Annotated in this window: 15 protein-coding genes; 2 read left to right on the forward strand and 13 right to left on the reverse strand. The window is 64.0% G+C overall.

Annotated features, from left to right (window positions below; all coding sequences use genetic code 11):
- Positions 1-269: 269 nt before the first annotated feature.
- The 12 genes from AADA15_RS13560 to AADA15_RS13615 form a co-directional block, all read right to left on the reverse strand.
- Positions 270-1,763: a class I adenylate-forming enzyme family protein gene (locus AADA15_RS13560; protein ID WP_341642090.1), complete on the reverse strand. Its 1,494-nt coding sequence runs from the start codon at positions 1,761-1,763 to the stop codon at positions 270-272.
- Positions 1,764-1,809: 46 nt separating this feature from the next.
- The gene (locus AADA15_RS13565; RefSeq protein ID WP_341642091.1) at positions 1,810-2,589 is read right to left on the reverse strand and encodes an oxepin-CoA hydrolase, alternative type; all 780 of its coding nucleotides are present in this window, start codon (positions 2,587-2,589) and stop codon (positions 1,810-1,812) included.
- Complete coding sequence (locus tag AADA15_RS13570) at positions 2,586-3,008, reverse strand: PaaI family thioesterase (RefSeq protein ID WP_437343197.1); 423 nt, start codon at positions 3,006-3,008, stop codon at positions 2,586-2,588. The genes AADA15_RS13565 and AADA15_RS13570 overlap by 4 nt, the downstream gene beginning before the upstream one ends.
- A complete protein-coding gene (locus AADA15_RS13575) occupies positions 2,989-4,122 on the reverse strand; it encodes an acyl-CoA dehydrogenase family protein (RefSeq protein WP_341642092.1) in 1,134 nt (377 codons plus the stop codon). The genes AADA15_RS13570 and AADA15_RS13575 overlap by 20 nt, the downstream gene beginning before the upstream one ends.
- On the reverse strand, positions 4,119-5,318 hold the full coding sequence (locus AADA15_RS13580) for an acyl-CoA dehydrogenase family protein (RefSeq protein WP_341642093.1): 1,200 nt from the start codon (positions 5,316-5,318) through the stop codon (positions 4,119-4,121). Before AADA15_RS13580 ends, AADA15_RS13575 begins: the two co-directional genes overlap by 4 nt.
- A gap of 119 nt (positions 5,319-5,437) precedes the next feature.
- Complete coding sequence (locus AADA15_RS13585; RefSeq protein WP_341642094.1) at positions 5,438-6,613, reverse strand: acetyl-CoA C-acyltransferase; 1,176 nt, start codon at positions 6,611-6,613, stop codon at positions 5,438-5,440.
- A 1-nt stretch (position 6,614) separates the two neighbouring features.
- The gene (locus AADA15_RS13590; protein ID WP_341642095.1) at positions 6,615-8,708 is read right to left on the reverse strand and encodes a 3-hydroxyacyl-CoA dehydrogenase NAD-binding domain-containing protein; all 2,094 of its coding nucleotides are present in this window, start codon (positions 8,706-8,708) and stop codon (positions 6,615-6,617) included.
- A 389-nt stretch (positions 8,709-9,097) separates the two neighbouring features.
- A complete protein-coding gene (locus tag AADA15_RS13595; RefSeq protein WP_341642096.1) occupies positions 9,098-10,330 on the reverse strand; it encodes a Tm-1-like ATP-binding domain-containing protein in 1,233 nt (410 codons plus the stop codon).
- A 14-nt stretch (positions 10,331-10,344) separates the two neighbouring features.
- Positions 10,345-11,787 carry an aldehyde dehydrogenase family protein gene (locus AADA15_RS13600; protein ID WP_341642285.1) on the reverse strand — a complete coding sequence of 481 codons (1,443 nt, stop codon included), beginning with the start codon at positions 11,785-11,787 and terminating at the stop codon, positions 10,345-10,347.
- Positions 11,694-13,313 (reverse strand): tripartite tricarboxylate transporter permease, encoded by a 1,620-nt coding sequence (locus tag AADA15_RS13605; RefSeq protein ID WP_341642097.1) that lies wholly within the window; start codon positions 13,311-13,313, stop codon positions 11,694-11,696. Before AADA15_RS13605 ends, AADA15_RS13600 begins: the two co-directional genes overlap by 94 nt.
- 24 nt (positions 13,314-13,337) lie before the next feature.
- Positions 13,338-13,868: a tripartite tricarboxylate transporter TctB family protein gene (locus AADA15_RS13610; RefSeq protein ID WP_341642098.1), complete on the reverse strand. Its 531-nt coding sequence runs from the start codon at positions 13,866-13,868 to the stop codon at positions 13,338-13,340.
- A 76-nt stretch (positions 13,869-13,944) separates the two neighbouring features.
- Positions 13,945-14,889 carry a tripartite tricarboxylate transporter substrate binding protein gene (locus AADA15_RS13615; RefSeq protein WP_341642099.1) on the reverse strand — a complete coding sequence of 315 codons (945 nt, stop codon included), beginning with the start codon at positions 14,887-14,889 and terminating at the stop codon, positions 13,945-13,947.
- 178 nt (positions 14,890-15,067) lie between these two features.
- On the opposite strand from AADA15_RS13615, the gene AADA15_RS13620 reads away from it, so the two are divergent.
- Positions 15,068-15,847, forward strand: a complete 780-nt coding sequence (locus AADA15_RS13620; protein WP_341642100.1) for an IclR family transcriptional regulator — start codon at positions 15,068-15,070, stop codon at positions 15,845-15,847.
- Between the two features lie 79 nt (positions 15,848-15,926).
- The gene (locus AADA15_RS13625) at positions 15,927-17,282 is read left to right on the forward strand and encodes an aspartate aminotransferase family protein (RefSeq protein WP_341642101.1); all 1,356 of its coding nucleotides are present in this window, start codon (positions 15,927-15,929) and stop codon (positions 17,280-17,282) included.
- 234 nt (positions 17,283-17,516) lie between these two features.
- Here AADA15_RS13625 and AADA15_RS13630 read toward each other — a convergent pair whose 3' ends face one another.
- Positions 17,517-18,806, reverse strand: a complete 1,290-nt coding sequence (locus AADA15_RS13630; RefSeq protein ID WP_341642102.1) for a type I glutamate--ammonia ligase — start codon at positions 18,804-18,806, stop codon at positions 17,517-17,519.
- Between the last annotated feature and the right edge of the window lie 118 nt (positions 18,807-18,924).

The raw sequence follows: 18,924 nt of genomic DNA on the forward strand, positions 1-18,924 counted from the left end.
AGCGCGCCAATGGCGCGCTGCTACATCTCAAGTACCGCAACCCTGTTTTGGGGAGATTCGGGTCAAGGGCCGCACAGCGGCCGCGCCAAAGGCGCGGTTTACCCTTGAGGCGACTCTCCCCTTTTTAAAACTTGCAAACGCGCTTTCAGGGCAGACCTGCCCCTGAAACGCTTCTCAGCAAACCCTTCGCGCCGCGCAGCGGCGCAACGCCCAACGCCGAACAAGGCCTGCGCTGCAGGCCGCCATTCGGCGGCGGGAGATCCCCGCCGTCAGTCCAGTCGATCCGCGAAGGTGCTCAGCAGCTTGTTTTTCAAAATTTTACCCGTCGGCGCTGCAGGCAGTGACTCTACCGCGATGATCCGGGCCGGGCATTTGTATCCCGCAAGCTGGCCGCGCACGAAATCCCCCAGTTCCGCCAGATCCGGCGTATCGCCTGGGGCCACCTGAACAAAGGCCAGCACCTCTTCGTCGCCGCTGACCCGGCGCCCCACCACAGCAGACTGAACCACCTGCGGATGGGCATTGAGCGCGGCCTCAACCTCCGGCGGGAAGACATTGAACCCCCCGTGGATGATCAGCTCCTTCGAGCGCCCTTCGATATGCAGGAACCCGCGCGCATCCAGGCGCCCCATATCGCCTGTATGCATCCAGCCCTCGGCGTCCAGCACCTTGGCGGTCTCTTCGGGATTGCGATAGTAACCCAGCATGATGTTCGGCCCGCGTGCCAGAACTTCACCCAGCCCATCGCCGCCCCCTGGCACGGTCTCATCGATGCGCACCTCAACCTCCGGCAGTGCCGGACCGGTGGATGTATCGGGATCGCCAAGCTGGCTGTTCTTGGTGGCGCAGACGCCAGCCGTCGTCTCGGTCATGCCATAGCCGTTCTGCAGCGCCACGCCATAGAAAGCTTCAGCCTTGCGCTTCCACTCGGGATCCAGCGGCGCCGCGCCAGAGGAAACATATTGCAACACCTCGCTGCCGAGGCGGTCGAGCCCCTGCTCCTTGGCATATTGCATCACCAGCGCGTGCATCTGCGGCACGGCCGACAGGCGCGTCACCCCGGCCCGCAGCGCCTCATAGAGTTTCGCCGCCGAGAACCGCGCCTCAAGGCGCACGGCTGCCCCGGCAAAAAGCGCCGCGGTCATCACCGAGGCCAGACCAAAAACATGGGTCAAGGGCAGAACGCCGTAGATGATATCCCCCGGCCCCATATCGCGCAGCTCTGCCGAAGACTTGCCACCAAACAGCACATTGCCATGGGTCAGCATCACGCCCTTGGGATCGCCGGTTGTGCCGGTGGTATAAAGAAGCACCGCAACCTCTTCCGGTGCATCCGGGTCAGACGGATAGGGCGCTGCGATGTGCATGCGGCCAAAGGCGCCGGTGATCTCTTCCGCCTCCATGCGCGCGGCATGCGCGTCCGCCTCGGGGGAGATTGCAGAGGTGAACAGCGCCGCCGCCGGGCGGGCGTGGGACAGGATGCGGTCCACCTCGCCCGCGCTCATGCGGGCATTGACGGGCACGGCAATGGCGCCAAGGATCGAGGCCCCAAGCATGGCCGCGACTGCAGCGCAGCAGTTTTCCGAGAGAACCATGACCCGGTCGCGCGACTGCACGCCGGATGCCTTCAGATGCCTGGCCACGTCCTCCACCGCCATGGACAGATCGGCAAAGCTCCAGTCTGCACCGCCGCTATCGGAAAAGGCCGGAGCGCCCGGTCGCAGCCTGACCTGTTCGGCCAGTAAATCGTGCCAGTAGTCCATCGCCTTCTCCTCCCAAATCCGGCGCGCCTATGTCATGTGGGCCGCATCAGTCGCTGAACTGGGGCGCCCGTTTTTCGAGGAAGGCCGCAATCCCCTCGCCTGCCTCGCGTCCGCCCGCGGCGCGGGCCATGGCGGCGCATTCATCGTCAAGCTGCGCCGCTTCGCTAGCGTCATAGGCATTGGAGACCAGGTGGCGGATCGTGCCTTGTGCCTCGCGCGGGCCCTGCGCCAGCGCATCTGCCAGAACATGAGCCGTGCTCAGGACCCGCTGCGGGGCCACCACCTGATTGACCGCGCCCAATGCCGCCAGACGCCCCGCCGTGACCGGACGCCCCAAAAGGCACATTTCCATCGCCAGCGGGCGCGGCAGCATCCGCGCGAGCGAGGCGGTCAGCCCGCCATCGGGCACCAGTCCCGCCTTCACATAGGCCGCCGTGAACTTTGCCCCGTAAGAAGCCACGATGAGATCCGCGGCCAGCGCCAGGGAGACACCCGCCCCCGCCGCGCCGCCCTCGACCGCGGCGATCACTGGCACCGGGCAATCGCGGATGCCACGGATCAGATCATGCAGGTTGTTGACCTTGGCGCGGCGTTCTTCCTCGCTCAGGGAACGCCGGTCAATGATCACGTTGAGATCCCCGCCCGCGCAGAAAAAACCACCCTCCGAGGTCAGCAGCACGGCACGAATGCGCGACTGTTTTGCCAGCTCAAGCGCAGCTCCGATGGCGTCATAGAGATCCTGCGACAGGGCGCCCCGGCGCGTCGGGTTCATGTTCACGACCACCGCGCGGTCGCCCAGATCGTCCATCCGTGCAAGTTGGCTCATTTGCGTATCCTCTTGAAAATCCCGTTGGCCGTGGCCAGAAGCCGACCTTCGTCATCAAACAATTCGCCCTGGATATAGGCGATGGATTTGCCGCCCCCCGTGGGCCGCGCGCGGGCCGTGATCGTTCCGCCCCCCACTGCTGCCACATAGGACAGGTTCAAAGACACGGTCACCAGATCGGCGTGGTTTTCAGGATCAAAGAACTGCGACGCCGTATTGCCGCAAACCACATCCAAAACCGTGGCCACCATCCCGCCATGAAGAATGCCATGGCGGTTGAGGTGTTTTGGCTCCAGCTCCAGGGTCACGGTGCAGGAGCCATCCGCCCGGTCGATCTCGGTCCGGTAGCCAACCATCTGCTGGCAACCGGGATCTTCGATCAGGCGGATCTCGCCGGTATCACGCGGCGCTGAGGTCAAGGAAACGCTCCAGCTGGGTGTCCGCATCCCCAAAGCGGTGCTCGGCCATGACGATCCGCTTGGCGATATGGGCCAGTTCGTATTCCTGCGTCATGGCAATGCCGCCATGCATCTGGATCGAATCCTCGGCCACAAGACGCCCTGCCCGGCCAATGAGGTTGCGCGCCGCCGCGATGTTGAGATCGCGCAGGCGGGCGTCGCCCTCAAGATGGCCCGCCGCGTTGATCACAGCAGAGCGCGCCTGCTCAATCTCGATCAGCAGATCCGCCATCCGGTGCTGAAGCGCCTGGAAAGTCCCGATCGGGCGGCCGAACTGGCTGCGGGTCAGCAGGTACTGGCGAGTGAGTTCGGTCGCGGTTTCCATCGCGCCCAGGGTTTCGGCGGCCAAAGCCACTTCGGAGCGGGCGATGACACCGGCGATCGCATCCCAGGCGGTTCCGGCGGCGCCCAGCCGCGCAGCGGCAGGCAGGCGTACCCCGTCCAGATCCACCTCGGCAGCGCGACCACCCGCCAAGAGCGCATAGCCGCGCAGCGACAGCCCCGCCGCATCGCGCGGCACCAGGAAGAGCGAGATGCCATCGGTGGCGTCCACAGCGCCGCTTTCGCGGGCCGACACGAGCAGATGATCTGCCGCTTCGGCATTGACCACGACCGCCTTGCGGCCTCTCAGCACGATGTCCCCGCCGTCCACGCTCGCGGTGGTTTCGACGCGGGTGAGATCATAACGGCTGGCCGGCTCGCCATGGGCGAAGGCCAGTTGCACGCCGCCGCCGATCACCTCTTCCACCAGGGCCTTTTGGTCGCCATTTCCAAGGGCCGCGATCAGACCGCCACCCAGCAGCGCCGTGTCCAGAAGCGGCTCGACCACGCCCGCGCGGCCCAGTTCCTCGAAGACGGTGGAGATATCGAACCCCGCGCCGCCAAATCCGCCGTCCTCTTCGGAGAACAGCGCGCCCACGACGCCCAGTTCGGCCAGCTGGCCCCAGATGTCAGCGGAAAAGCCGGTGTCGCTTTCCAGAATGTCGTTGCGCACGGATGTCGTGTAGCGGTCAGACAGGAAGCGGCGCAGGCTGTCCTGCAGCATCTGCCGCTCTTCGGTCAGGTCGAAATTCATGCCCGGCCTCCCATTTTCACTTTTGCGATGATGTTCTTCTGGATCTCATTCGAGCCGCCAAAGATCGACAGCTTGCGATTGTTGAAATACTGCGCGGCAACCGGCCCGGTGCCTTCTGGGCCGACGGGCGGCTCGTTGCCACCCTCGACCGCTTCGGAGGCAAAGGGCATCGCGTAAACGCCAGCCGCACGGCGGGCCAGATCGTTGATCTCCTGACGGATCTCGGTGCCTTTCACCTTCAGCATCGAGCTTTCGACACCCGGCGCCTGCCCCGAGGCCGCGGCCGAGATGATGCGCAGGTTGGTGGTGGACATGGCCATCAGATCGATTTCCGCCTGCGCCACGCGGGCGGCGAAATGGGGGTTTTCGATCAGCGGGCGCCCCTTGTGCATCTGGCTGCGCGCAAGGCGTTTCACGGTCTCAAGCCCCGCCTGGCTGAAGCCGACACCAGCGATGTTGGTGCGCTCATGGGTCAAGAGGTACTTGGCGTAGGTCCAGCCCTTGTTTTCCTCACCCACCAGGTTTTCGACCGGTACCTTGACGTCGGTGAACCAGACCTCGTTCACCTCGTGGGTGCCGTCCAGCAGGATGATCGGGCGCACTTCGATACCCGGCGTGTCCATGTCGATCAGAAGGAAAGAGATGCCCTCCTGCTGCTTGGCCTCCGGGTCGGTGCGCACCAGGCAGAAGATCCAGTTGGCGTATTGGCCAAGGGTGGTCCAGGTCTTCTGACCGTTGACGATATAGTGATCGCCGTCGCGCACGGCCTTGGTCTTGAGGCTGGCCAGGTCAGAGCCCGCGCCCGGCTCGGAATAGCCCTGGCACCACCAGTGCTCGCCGTTCAGGATCTTCGGCAGATAATAGTCCTGCTGCTCTTTGGAGCCGAACTTCTGCAGAACCGGGGCCAGCATCGAGAGGCCAAAGGGAACGATGCGCGGCGCGTGGGCGCGGCAACATTCTTCCTCAAAGATGTGGCGCTGGACGGCATTCCAGCCGCAGCCGCCAAATTCCTGCGGCCAGTTCGGGGCCAGCCAGCCCTGGTCGTTCAGGATGGCATGCCAGCGGTCATGCCCTTCCTTACCAAGGCCACGCCCCTCGCGCACGGCATCGGACATTTCTTTTGGCAGTTTTTCATCCAGAAAGCTGCGGACCTCCTGGCGAAAGGCCTGCTCTTCTGCGGTGTAGCTCAGATCCATTTCTCTCTCCTCGCGGCCCATCTGCAGGGGGCCCTTGTGTACGGCCCCCCTTGGGGCCGGACAGCGTCCGGTGGTCCCTCGATGGGGCCGCCGGGCGCCGCCTGTTTTCAGGTTGCGGTTCAGTAGATCTCGAAGAGACCCGCCGCGCCCATGCCGCCACCGACGCACATGGTCACAACGCCCAGCTTGGCGCCGCGGCGCTTGCCTTCGCGCAGGATGTGGCCGGTCATGCGGGCGCCGGTCATGCCAAAGGGATGACCGATGGCGATCGAGCCACCGTTGACGTTGCATTTCTCGTCATCGATGCCGAGGCGATCGCGACAATAGAGAGCCTGGCTGGCAAAAGCCTCGTTCAGCTCCCACAGGTCGATGTCATCAACCGTCAACCCGTGACGCTCCAGAAGACGCGGCACCGCAAAGACCGGGCCGATGCCCATCTCGTCGGGCTCGCAGCCGGCAACGCAGAAGCCCTTGAAGGCGCCCATGGCCTCAAGACCGCGCTTTTCGGCCTCCTTGGCCTCCATCAGCACCACGGCGGCAGCGCCATCGGACAGCTGGCTGGCGTTGCCTGCGGTGATGTAGTTGCCATCGCCGCGCACCGGTGCAAGGCTCGCCAGACCATCCAGCGTGGTGGAGGGGCGGTTGCATTCGTCCCGGTCGACGACGACCTCTTTCATCGAAATCTCGCCGCTCTCCTTGTCCTTCACCGCCATGGTGGTGGTGACGGGGATGATCTCATCCGCGAACAGACCGGCTTCCTGCGCGGCGGCGATACGCTGCTGGCTGCGCAGACCGTAGGCGTCCTGATCCTCGCGGCTGATGCCATAGCGTTCGGCCACGATATCGGCGGTTTCGATCATGGTCATGTAGACGGCAGGCTTGTGCTCTTTCAGCCAGGCCTCATGCGCGGGGCGCACCTTGGGCTGCACCATCGAGATGCTTTCGACACCGCCCGCGACCATCGGACCGGCCCCTTCGCAGATGATCTGCTGCGCGGCCAGCGCGATGGTCTGCAAACCGGACGAGCAGAACCGGTTCACGGTCATGCCCGAGGCGGTCACCGGCAGGCCCGCGCGCAGGGCGATCTGTCGCGCGATATTGGCGCCGGTTTCCCCTTCGGGGGCGCCGCAGCCCATGATGCAGTCTTCCACTTCCGCGCCTTCGATCCCGGCGCGGGCCATGGCGGCCTCGACGGCCGCGCCGCCCATGGTCGCGCCATGGGTCATGTTAAAGGATCCCCTGAAGGATTTGGCCAGCCCGGTGCGGGCGGCGGAGACGATAACGACTTCTTTCATATCAGCTGTTTTCCTTGTTCAGATCGTCGAATGTGCGCCCTTCGGCAACCAGCTGCTCCAGCAGAGGCGCGGGCTGCCAGAAGAAGTCGTCTTCCTCGGCGTAGGATTTGATGTTGGCCAGAAGCGTGTCCAGCCCCTGCATGTCGGCCCATTTCAGCGGTCCGCCGCGATAGCGCGGGAAGCCGTAACCAAAGAGCAGCGTCATATCGACGTCCAGCGGTCGGCGCGCGATGCCTTCGCCCACCACCTTGGCGGCCTCGTTGACCATGGCCGCCATATAGCGGGTCACGATTTCCTCGTCGGTGAACTCTTTCGGGGTGATGCCCTTCTCGGCGCGCTCGGCCTCGATCAGCGCAGTCACCTCGGGGTTCGGGGTGCCGCCGCGCTTGCCTGCCTCGTAGACGTAGTAGCCCTTGCCGGTCTTCTGGCCAAAGTTGCCCGCCTCGCAGATCTTGTCCATGTAGCTGCTGTCGCGCTCCCGCGGGTCCATGCCTTCGGCGCGCTTGCGCTTGCGCACCGCCCAGCCGATGTCGAGCCCTGCAAGGTCGGCCACCGCAAAGGGGCCCATGGCAAAACCGAAATCCGTGAGCGCCTTGTCGATCTGATAGGGCGATGCCCCGTCCAGCACCATATGATCGGCCGCCTTGCGATAGGTCGCAAGGATCCGGTTGCCGATGAACCCGTCACAGACACCAGCCCGGACCGAGATCTTCTTCAGCCGCTGACCCAGCGCAAAGCCGGTGGCAACCACGTCCAGCGCGGTCTTGTCGGCCACGACGACCTCCAGCAGCTTCATCACATGCGCCGGAGAGAAGAAGTGCAGCCCGATCACATCCTCGGGGCGCGAAGTGCAGGCGGCGATTTCGTTCACATCCAGGTACGAGGTGTTGGAAGCCAGGATCGCGCCCTTCTTGCAGACTGCATCCAGTTTGCCGAACACCACCTTCTTGACGCTCATGTCCTCGAACACGGCCTCGATCACCAGATCCACATCGCTGAGCGCATCGTAATCGGTGGCCAGCGTCAGCGCCTCACCGGTCAGGTGGTCGAACTTCTCCTGGCTGATCTTGCCGCGCTTCAGCGCGCCTTGCAGGTTTCCCGAAATACGGCCCTTGGCGGCTTCGGCGGCCTCGGGGGTCATCTCCAGCATCACAACCGGCAGGCCCGACAACAGAGCGGCGGTGGCGATCCCCGCCCCCATGGTGCCGCCGCCGATAACGCCAAGGCTGTTCACCGCGCGCGGTTCGACGCCTTTCAGTTCCGGCAGTTTGCTGACCGCCCGCTCCGAGAAGAAGGCATGGATCATGCCCTGACGCTGATCGGTGCCCATCAGTTCCATGAAGAGTTCGCGCTCGCGCTTCATGCCCTCGTCAAAGGGCAGCTCGCAGCAGGCCTGGATGCCGCGCACCGCGACCGCAGGCGCCAGCAGGCCGCGGCCCTTCTTCAGAACTGTCTCGTAAAGCGCATCGAAATCAACCGCTTCCGGGGCAGGCATTTCGCTGATGGCGCGGCGGGTCGCGCCACTGTCCAAAAGCTCTTGCGTGTAGGCCAGTCCGATCTCGCGCGGCTCGCCCTCTTCGATACGATCCAGAATGCCAAGGCTCAGCGCTTCCTTGGCGCCGACCTGACGGCCCGAGGTGATGACGTCCACCGAGGCGTCAATCCCAATCAGGCGCGGCAGACGCTGGGTGCCACCGGCGCCCGGCATCACGCCGATCAGAACTTCGGGCAGGCCCACACGGGCCGAGGGCACCGCGATGCGGTAATGCGATCCCAGCGCGATCTCCAGACCGCCGCCCAGCGCGGTGCCATGCAGGGCAGAGACAACCAGAAGCGGCGAGGCTTCGATTCGGGTGCAGACATCGGGCAGGAACGGACCCTGCGGCGGCCTGCCGAATTCGCGGATATCAGCGCCTGCAAAATAGGTGCGGCCCTCTCCGTAAATCAGCACCGCCTTGGCGCCTTCCGACTCGGCGCGCTTGATGCCGTCCACCAGCCCCTGGCGCACATCCAGGCCCAGCGCGTTCACCGGCGGATTCTGCGCCTTGAGGATCGCAATATCCCCGACGCGTTCATATCCAATGGCTTGTGTCATTCGTTTTTCCTCTCCTTGGCGGGGCTTTGGGACGCGGCCCGCAAAGCTCCCTTTTCCCGTGGGGATCTAGCCATGCTCCCCCCACCTGCGCCAAGACCTCCCTTCACAACTCATGCGAAAACCCGGCGTCATTTTCGGAGCCAAGATGTTCGGCTCCGGGGGTGGGAGTCAATCCCTGTTTTACTATGCGGAACTAAGTTCCACTAAATTTGACAGCACCCTAGGCCCGCACCTCCGCCTTGGCAAGCAATATCATTGCGCATGGCAGGGGCGGAGGGCATGAAAATACCGCCACGACCAGAATGGTCGCCCCATATGTAACAAGGGCGCCCGCAACAGCAAGCACCCCGTAACACATCAAGCAGTATCTTGCGGCAGCAGCCGTTCCGTCAGCCTTTTGGAACCACCCCTTCCGCCACCCAGACATCGAACAGCTCCAGCACCTTGTCCGAAAATTCCGGATCGTTGATGTGGCACTCAAGCCTGTGCAGCCGGGCGGTTTGGGGACAGGCCGAGATCATCTCTTCGCAAAAGGCGGCCAGTCCTTCGGCATCATGAAGGTCCGCGCCGGGGCGGTCCCATTCGTTGCACCCGCCCGTGGGCAGCAGCACCGCCACCGGAGCCTTGGCCTGACCCAGCTTGTCGCAGATGGTACGGGCCACAAGGCGGCGTTCGCCCGCCTCCAGCACAGCCGAGGTCAGCAGCCGGTTGTGCGCATGGGCCGGGCGGCCCTTGAGCTGCGTCGGCGTCTCCTGCCAGCCGACGAAATCCACCAGATCATAGCAGCCCGGCGCCACCATTTGGGGCGTGCCTGCGGCGCCTGCGTTGGTCATCCGGTCCGCCCCGGCCGACAGTCCGCCAAACAGATGATTCGAGACCTCCTGCGGGGCAAAGTCCATCACGGCGGCAAAAGCGCCTTCGGCGGCAAGGCTTTCGAAGGCCCGCCCCCCCATGCCGGTGGCGTGGAACACGGCGACCTCATAGCCGCGTTCCTCCAGCGCCGGTTTCAGGCTCACCATATACCGCAGCACCGTTTTCCCGAAGGAGGTCATGCCAATCAGCGGCCGGTCGCGCTTGGGCGGTTCGACCGCCCTCGCCGCCCCAAGGACCGCGCCTGCGGCCTGGCTCAGCGCCGCCTTGCAGACCGAGTTCAGGCCATAAAGCCCCCCGGCCCAGAGGATCATCTGCACATCCGCAGCAATCCGTTCAGGCGGCATCAGGGGCGAGAAGGATACGGTGGAAACGATGTATTTCGGCACGCCTACCGGCAACGCCCCGCAAAGGTCCAGCGCCAGATCCGTGCCCATGGTGCCGCCCAGCACGATCACCCCGTCGATGGTACCGGCCCGGTACAGCTCCAGCGCCTTGGCGGCGGCTCCTCGTGCCATGATCTGCATCGCGGTGTTCTCATCGCCGCTGTCGATCGCGACCTGGATGGAGCTACCGCCTGCCTCGGCCACCTGATGCTTGCTTACGTCGGTGGGCTGGCTCGGGTCACCCAGAACGCTCACGTCCATGGTCAGAACGCCGCCGCCCTGCCCGCGGATCACATCGGCAAGATAGGCAAGCTCGGCATCCTTGGTGTCATAGGTGCCTGCAATCAGGATGGTCTTGTCGGTCATGGGCGTTCCTTCCGTCAGAGCTGGATCCAGGCGGTTTTCAGATCCACGTATTTATCAAGCGCATGAAGCGATTTGTCATGGCCGTTGCCGGATTGGCCGACCCCGCCAAGGGGCACGGTATTGTCGGCGCCGCCATAGGTGTTCACATGGACCACGCCGGCGCGGATGCCCGCCACCATGCGATGCGCGCGGGAGAGGTTCGCGCTCCAGACGCCCGAGGCAAGGCCAAACTCGGTGGCATTGGCAAGGCCCAGCGCCTCTTCTTCCGTCTTGAAAGACGTGACTGACAGGACCGGACCAAAGACCTCTTTCTGGAACAGGCTGTGACCTTGGGCGACGTTTGTGACGATGGTGGGCGCCATATAGGTACCGCCGGTCTCTTCTAGGATGCGGTTGCCGCCCGTCACGATCTCTCCGCCCTCAGTGCGGGCCGTCTCCATGAACATGAGGTTCCGGCGCAGCTGATCTTCGGAGTTCACCGCGCCGATGGTGTTGCTGAGGTCAAGAGGATCGCCGACGCGCAGCGCCTCGGCCTCTTCCACCAGCATGGCCACGAACTCATCGTGGATGGCGTCTTCCACCAACAGACGCGAGCCTGCCACGCAGACCTGCCCCGAATTGCGGAAGATCCCGGCGGCCGAGACCTTGGCCGCGTGGCGCAGATCGGGGGCATCGGCAAAGACGATATTGGGGGATTTACCGCCCAGCTCCAGATAGCAGCGTTTGAGGTTGGAGCGCGCCGAGGCCTCCAGCAATTTGCGCCCCGTCGCGCCCGATCCGGTAAAGGCCAGAACATCGACGCCCATCGACTCGGCCAGCGCAGCGCCGGTTTCAGCGCCCGCGCCGGTGACGACGGACAGCACCCCATCGGGCAGGCCGCATTCGGCGCATATTTCAGCCAGGCGCAGCAGGGACAGCGAGGCGGTTTCCGCTGGCTTCAGCACCACCGAATTGCCCATCGCCAGCGCGGGCGCCAGTTTCCAGGCGCCGATCATCAGCGGGAAGTTCCACGGCACGATGGCGCCGACGACGCCCACCGGCATCCGGTGCACAAGCCCCAGCACATCGGGGGCGGTGGGGGCGACCTCTCCGGCGAGTTTGTCCAGCGCCTCGGCGTAGTAGCGGAAGGTGCCCGCCGCCGATCCCGGCTCTGCCTTCAGGGCCATGCCCATCTCGGTGCCATTGTCACGCACACCAAGAACAGCCAGCGGCAGCGCCTCTGCCTCGATCCGGTCCGCGATCCTGTGCAGCACCTTCTTGCGCGCGGCAGGGGCCAGACGCGACCAGCGGCCATCCTCGAACGCCGCGCGAGCCGAGGCCACGGCGCGTTCCACATCCGTCTTTGACGCCCCTTCAAGGGTGGTCAGAACAGATCCGTCAATCGGCGAAGTAACTTGGCATGGCGTGCCCGTACCTGCTTGCCACGATCCTTCAAGAAAGAGTTTTTGCGGCGCCACATCAGCCCGCCGAAGCTCATTGATGAGGTTTTGGTCTGCCATTCGGCCTCCTTCAGCTCCTTGCGGTCGCGCAGAATGCGGACGGTGTGCATCACAAGGACCAGTATGATGATAGAAAACAGGATGAACGCCACGGGGCGGTCGATGAAATCAAAGGGGGTTTTGACCCGCGCCATTGCGGCGCGCAGCTTCACCTCCATGATGCCGCCCAGAACCATGCCAAGGATGATCGGCACCGCGGGCAGCGACAGGCGTTTCAGGATATAGCCCACCAGCCCGAATGCCGCCGCCATCACGCAATCGGTGGCCGAATTGCGCAGGGAGTAGACCCCCACGAAGCTGAGCGTCAGGATACAGACGCCAAGGAAGCGGTTGGGGATCTTCACCACCTGAATGAGGCTGCGGGTTGCGAACAGGAGGAACAGCAGCACCAGCACGTTGAGGATCAAGAGCGCCAGATACAGCGCCACGACAAAATCCATGTCGTTCTGGAACAGCCCCGGCCCCGGCACCACGTTGTGGACGTAAAAGACGCTGAGCATCATTGCCGTCAGCGCCTCGCCCGGAATGCCAAGCGCCAGAAGCGGCACCATGGCAGCGGCGGGCACGGCGTTATTGGCTGTCTCGGCCGCGATCAGCCCTTCGGAAGATCCGCGCCCGAAATCCTGCGGCCGCTTCGAGGTCTTCTGCGCGTAGGTATATGACATGAACTGGGCGGTGAATTCGCCGACGCCGGGGATCATCCCCATCAAGACGCCAAAGCCTGCCGACACCGACGCGACACGGGGATGGCGGGACAGCTCTCGCAGCCCCTGGAACATGCCGCCGCGCAAGCGGGTGAGACGGATCTTCTCATCCTCATCCGTCAGCAGCACAAAAGCCTGGGAAATGGCGAACAACCCCAGCACGACAACGATCAGATTGATGCCGCCGCCGAGGAAATCCTGCCCGAAGGTGTAACGCTGGGTGTATTTCACCGGCTCCATGCCGATGGTGTTGAGAAAGATCCCGAAACAGGCCAGCGCCCCGGCGATCAGCGCCTGCCCGCGATGGGCGACCACGACAAGGATCAACCCCAAGAGCGCTGCGAGGAAGATCTCGCGGCTGCCGAACATCGGCGCGACCTTGGCCAGCACCGGCGCGAACAGGATCAGACAGATGACCGAAAACACGCCGCCAAAGAAACTGGCGGAATAGGCAAGGCTGAGGGCCCGGCGGGGTTCCCCCCGGGCGGTCATCGGGTAGCCGTCATAGGTGGTCAGCGCATTGACGGCGGTGCCGGGCGTGTTGATCAGGATCGCCGGTATCGCGCCGCCATACATCGACGAGCCGTAGATCCCCAAAAGGACAGTCAGCCCCACGATGGGATCCATCGAGAATGTCGCGGGCAATAGGATCGCGATCGCCACCGCCGGGCCGACGCCGGGAATGGCGCCGATCAGAACGCCACCCACCGATCCGGCCAGAAGGGCCAACGCCACGTCCCAGCGCATCAGGATCTCGATTGCAGAAAGGATAAGGTCCATCGGGGATCCCGTTAAACTGAAGGCCTAGAGGTAGAGAATGGCGAAACTGCGCAACGGACCCGGCAGGTATTCATACAGAAGCGCGCCGGGAATGCGCACGGACAGAAGCCCCTTGAACACGAGCACCACCGCGATGGCGAAACCGGCACTGATCCACATCATGCGCGGGCTGCGATAGCCCATGCGCCGGGTGAGCAATGGCACAAAGACCAGCGTCACCGGCAGATAGCCAATGATCGGCACCAACAGCACATACCCCATGAACCACAGGACAAATTCCAGCGCCTGCCCCCAGCGGCGTGTCTCGCTGCAGTCAAACCGCGTCACGCGCCGCCACGGCATCCGGTAAAGGTGCAAGCCACCCATCATGACCATGCCGCCAAGCGCGACCGCAGGCCAGAACCGAGGCTGGGCAAAGAACTTGGTCTTTTTAGCCCAGGCCGTCTGCTCGCCGATGAGCGCCAGCAGCAGCGCCGCAAGCGCCACAAAGGCCAGCGCAAAGATCAGCTGTCCGCGCCGGGGTCCTGGGAAACGGCGTTCGCGTTCTGTGGTCATGGGAGGGGATCTTTTTGTCGCGCAAATAGAGAGGCACCGGGACGCCTCAAAAGGCGCCCCGACACGGGAGGAGGCCTTATTCGAGGATGGAGCCGATCCGGTCCATCGTCTCGATGTCGTTGGCCACGCGGGCGGCACTGTCATCGGCACCTTGCCAGTAGACCAGCGCGCCGGTTTCCTTGGCCACCGCCTGCGCGCGCGCGCTCATCACGGTTTTCTCGGCCACGGCGATGATCTTGTCGCGCACGTCCTGCGGCGTGTCCTTGGTGACGAAAAGACCGTTCCAGAGCGCGATGTTGAGGCTCTCGTCCAGCTCGCCAATCGCGGGCGCATCGGGCACCAGCGGGATGCGCTCATCGGTGATGGAGACCAGCACCTTCACGTCATCCAGGCAAGGCAGGATCAGCTGCAGCGTGGTGTTGATCACATCCGCATCGCCCGAGGCCAGCGTGTTGCAGTCCAGCGCATCGAATGCCGCATCGGAGCCCCATTCAAACCCGGCGTTCTTGGCGAAAGCCTTGGTCACCTGCGTCGGGGTCAGCACATCGCCGAAATGGCCCAGCGCCACCTCGTTCTCCTTGGCATAGGCGGCCAGTTCCTCCATCGAGGAATAGGGCGCATCGCCCGAGGTTGCGATCACAAAGGGATAGGTCAAGAAGATGCCGAGCGGGTCGAACTTGGCCGGGGTCAGCGGCGGGATGTCGATCTGGTGGCCGACAACCGGCACGCCGATCACGAAAGAGCCGATGGTGTAGCCATCGGCGGGCGCATTGGCGACCTCGATCGCACCGGGGAAGGGACCGCCGCCACCACCCGGCTTGTTAACCACCGCAGCCGCGACGCCATATTCCTTCTGGAAGTCCTCCGCGATCATCCGCGTCAGCACATCCTCCAGATCGCCCGGAGGCCAGGGCACGATGAAGTTCACCGGCTTTTCCGGATACTCGGCCTGCGCCGCAACGGCGCTGAGGCCAAGGGCGGCGGCTGCCGCTGCGCCTTTGACGATGGTGGTCAGTTTCATTGCAAGTCTCCCGGTTGCTGTCAGTTGGGGTCGGCTTATTATCGGTTCATTATTTGAACCATTGGTTTGAATTTAGATTGACAGCCTCCCCGCTTATCTGTCAACAAATTTGAAGGGCCGAGGCGGAAATTCCTTTGCCTTGCCTGATCAAACAGCATTCACAGGATCGCCGCGCCACATGGGTACAGTCTCCAAAGCCTTGTCATTGCTGACATATTTCAACCATGGCCGGACCGAGATCGGGCTTAGCGACCTCACGCGCCTGTCGGGGATGAACAAGGCGACCGTTTATCGCCTGATGGGTGAATTGCAGGACTCAGGCTTTGTCGAACAGGCCGATGGCGACCGGTCCTACCGGCTGGGGCCCCAGGTTCTGCGCCTTGCCGCCCTGCGGGAGGCGGCTGTTCCGATCCTGTCGGTATCGCGCCGAGTGCTCAAGGATCTGAGCGAGGAAACCGGCGAGACCACGCACCTGTCGCTGGTGCAGGGCAGTCAGCTCAACTCGCTCAGCCACGCCTATTCGCCGCGCCACGCCACCCGCGTGATGATGGAGGACGCCGAGGTTCTGACCTATCATGGCACCGCCTCCGGCCTTGCCGTGCTGGCCTTTGCCGAGCCCGCATTTGTCGACGCCATCCTGTCCGGTCCTCTGCACAGCCACACCGCCGCCACCGTCACCGATCCGCAGACGATCCGCGCCCATCTGCGCCAAGTGCGAAAAGTCGGCATGGCGCAATCGGTCGGCGGCTTCGAGGCCGAGGTGCATTCCCACGCGGTGCCGGTCTTTGGCCCCGACGCAAAGGTCATCGGCGCACTGGCCGTGGCTGCGCCGGTGTCGCGTATGACAAAAGACCAGGCCGCGCTGATCCCCGAAGCCCTGCGCCGCGCGGGCCAGACCCTGACCCACCGCATCGGAGGCGCCGCGCCAGCCGATTACCCCAGCGAGGCCGCCGCATGAGCCTGCCAAAGCCGACACCCGTTTTTCGCCCTTCCCCCCTTGCCCGCCTTCCATGGCGCCGCAGTCAGGAGCTGATTTCATGAAAGATTCCAACTACCTCAAGGAACATAACGCCAAATCCCTCTGGCACCCCATGGCGCATCCCGCCGACAGCCTCGCCAATCCGCCCACTATCGTGACAGGCGCTTCTGGCGTGCGCATTCGTGATGTGGACGGGCATGAGGTCGTCGATGCGGTCGGCGGCCTGTGGAACGTGAACCTCGGCTTTTCCTGCCAGCCGGTGAAGGACGCCATCGCGGCGCAGCTGGACACCCTGCCCTATTACTCGACCTTCCGCGGCACCACCAACGATCAGGTGATCCAGCTGGCCGAAGAGCTGAAGGACTTCTTTGCGCCCGATGGCCTGTCCCGTGCGTTCTTCACCTCGGGCGGTTCGGATTCGGTGGAAACCGCCCTGCGCCTGGCACGCCAGTACCACAAGATCCGCGGGCAGGAGGGGCGCAGCAAATTCCTCAGCCTCAAGAAGGGCTATCATGGCACCCATATGGGCGGCGCCTCGGTCAACGGGAATGCCAATTTCCGCACCCAGTACGAGCCGCTCCTGCCCGGCTGCCACCACATCCCGGCCCCCTATACCTATCGCAACCCGTTCAATGAGACCAACCCCGAGCGCCTTGCCCAGCTCTGCCTGCAGGCGCTGGAGGATGAGATCGCCTTTCAGGGGGCGGGCACCATCGCCGCGTTCATCATGGAGCCGATCCTGGGAGCGGGCGGTGTGATCCCGCCGCATGAAAGCTTCATGCCCGGCGTGCGCAAGATCTGTTCGAAACACGGGATCCTCCTGATCGCGGATGAGGTGATCACCGCCTTCGGGCGCACCGGATCCTGGACCGGATCGCGCCATTGGGGCGTCCAGCCCGACCTGATGTGTACCGCCAAGGCGATCACCAATGGCTATTTCCCCTTTGGCGCGGTGATGATTTCAGACGCGGTTGCCGAGGTGTTCGAAGGAGATGAGACAGGCAAGGCGGCCATCGGCCATGGCTACACCTACTCCGGCCACCCGGTGGGCGCGGCTGCGGCGCTCGCCTGCCTTGCGGAGACCAAGCGCCTCAATGTGCCGGGAAACGCGGCCGCGCGCGGGGCGGAGCTGCATCAGGGGCTCTTGGCGTTGAAGGACAAGTATGGCCTCATCGGTGATGTGCGCGGCGGCCACGGGCTGATGTGTGCGCTGGAGCTGGTCGGCGATCACGTCAGCAAGACCCCGATCGACAAGAAAACCATCGGCGCACTGCAGGAGGTCACCTATCGCGAAGGGGCCATGGTCAGGGTCTCCGGCCCCAACATCATCCTCTCCCCGCCGCTGGTGCTGGAAACTGCGGATGTGCAGGTGATCCTCTCGGCGCTCGCTGCAGGATTTGCGGCGGTCAGCTAAGTCCTCGATGGTGCGCGGGCGCCTCTGCAGGGCCCTTGGCCCTGCAGAGGCCACCAGATACCATGGCGGGCCCGAAGCGCATGCGCTTCGGGCCCGCGCCTTTCGGCGGCGCCGCTGACGCGGCGCGGCATCGCGATACGGCACCACCAGACGCTATCGCAGCAACACTACGCAACATCAGGCAAATAAGTGTATTGAGACACCTTCGATCGCCGCTGCCCGAAAGCCCCTCAGTCAGACGAAGTGCACGTAGAAGTCCCGCATCCCGTCGCCCTCCAGATCGCGGGTCTTGCGCACTTCCTTGCGCTTCATGAAGACGTGGTTGGCGACCAGCTCGGCCCCGACCGCCTCGGCCAGAATCCTGTCACGCTCCAGATCCGCGACGGCGCCTTTCAGATCGATCGCCGTGCCCTCTCGCGCGTCGGTGCGGTCAAAACCATCGCCCGTTTCAATCGGTGGCAGGGCATAGCCTTTCTCTACCCCCAGCAAAGACGCCTGCAGAACCGCCGCCACCGCCGTGTAGGGATTGGAGGAGGCATCGGCCATACGGTGCTCCAGCCGCGCCTTGGCGCCGCCTTCAGAGCTGATCCTTGTGGTGACGTTGCGATGATCGCCGCCCCAGTTCTGCCAGTAGCCTGAAAGGCTCCCGGGCTGCAGCCGCATGTAACTGTTGGCAGTGGGCGCGATCAGCCCCGCCAGCCCCTTGTGGTGGTGCAAGACGCCCGCAAGGCAGCCGCGCGCCAGATCATTCATGTGTTCGGGGCCGCCACACGGGCCAGAGGACAAAGCATTGCCGCCCGCCTCATCCACGAAGGAATAGTTGATATGCATGCCCGATCCGCCCGCCTCGGCGATGGGTTTGGGCATGAAGGTCAGCACGATCCCGTATTCCAGCGCGATCTCCCGCGCCATCAGGCGGAAGAGGACAATATCGTCCACCGCCTTTACCGCATCGTCGAAGGTCAGGGTATATTCGAACTGCGGACTGTCGAATTCGGCGGTGATCATATCCAGGCTAAAGCCCATCTCATCCGCCATGGCCCAGATCCGGTCGTTGAAGCGCAGGGGATCGGCAAAGGGGCCGGTGCCATAGACCACGCCGCCGGGGGCATCATAGGGCACAAGGCGGCCATTTTCATCGGCCTGCAGGGCAAAGGCTTCGAGCTCGATTCCAACCTTGGGCTGCAACCCCTTGGCCGCCCAGGCCGCCACCGCCCGTTTCAGCGCGCCGCGCGGGCACAGGGAAAGGGGCTGCCCCTCGTCATCATAGAGATCACCCAGAACCACCTTGGTGGAGGCATGCCAGCTGTCGCGGATATCGTCGTGCAGCCATTTCAGCTCCATATCCGGCAGGCCCTGCTTGACCATGGATCCCGGCGCATCGAGCAGATCCTTGTCGTAATGGGTGCCAAAGACAGAGCGGCAGAAGCGCGTTGAATCGTCACCGATCTTGGAGTTGGGGAGGTATTTTCCCCGCATGATGCTGAGGTGGTCGCAGAACATCGCGCGCAGGCGGGTCTTCATGGGTAGTCCTTTCCTGTTGGACGGATCTCTTTGTGGTAACGCGACAACTTTCATGTGCCGCTTGCCCCCATCATTCCAGACACCAACAAGAGGACAGCGCCCGACCTCGGGTGGGTGC

This window comes from Phycobacter sedimenti (assembly GCF_038148855.1).
GTDB classification, from domain to species: Bacteria; Pseudomonadota; Alphaproteobacteria; order Rhodobacterales; family Rhodobacteraceae; genus Phycobacter; species Phycobacter sedimenti.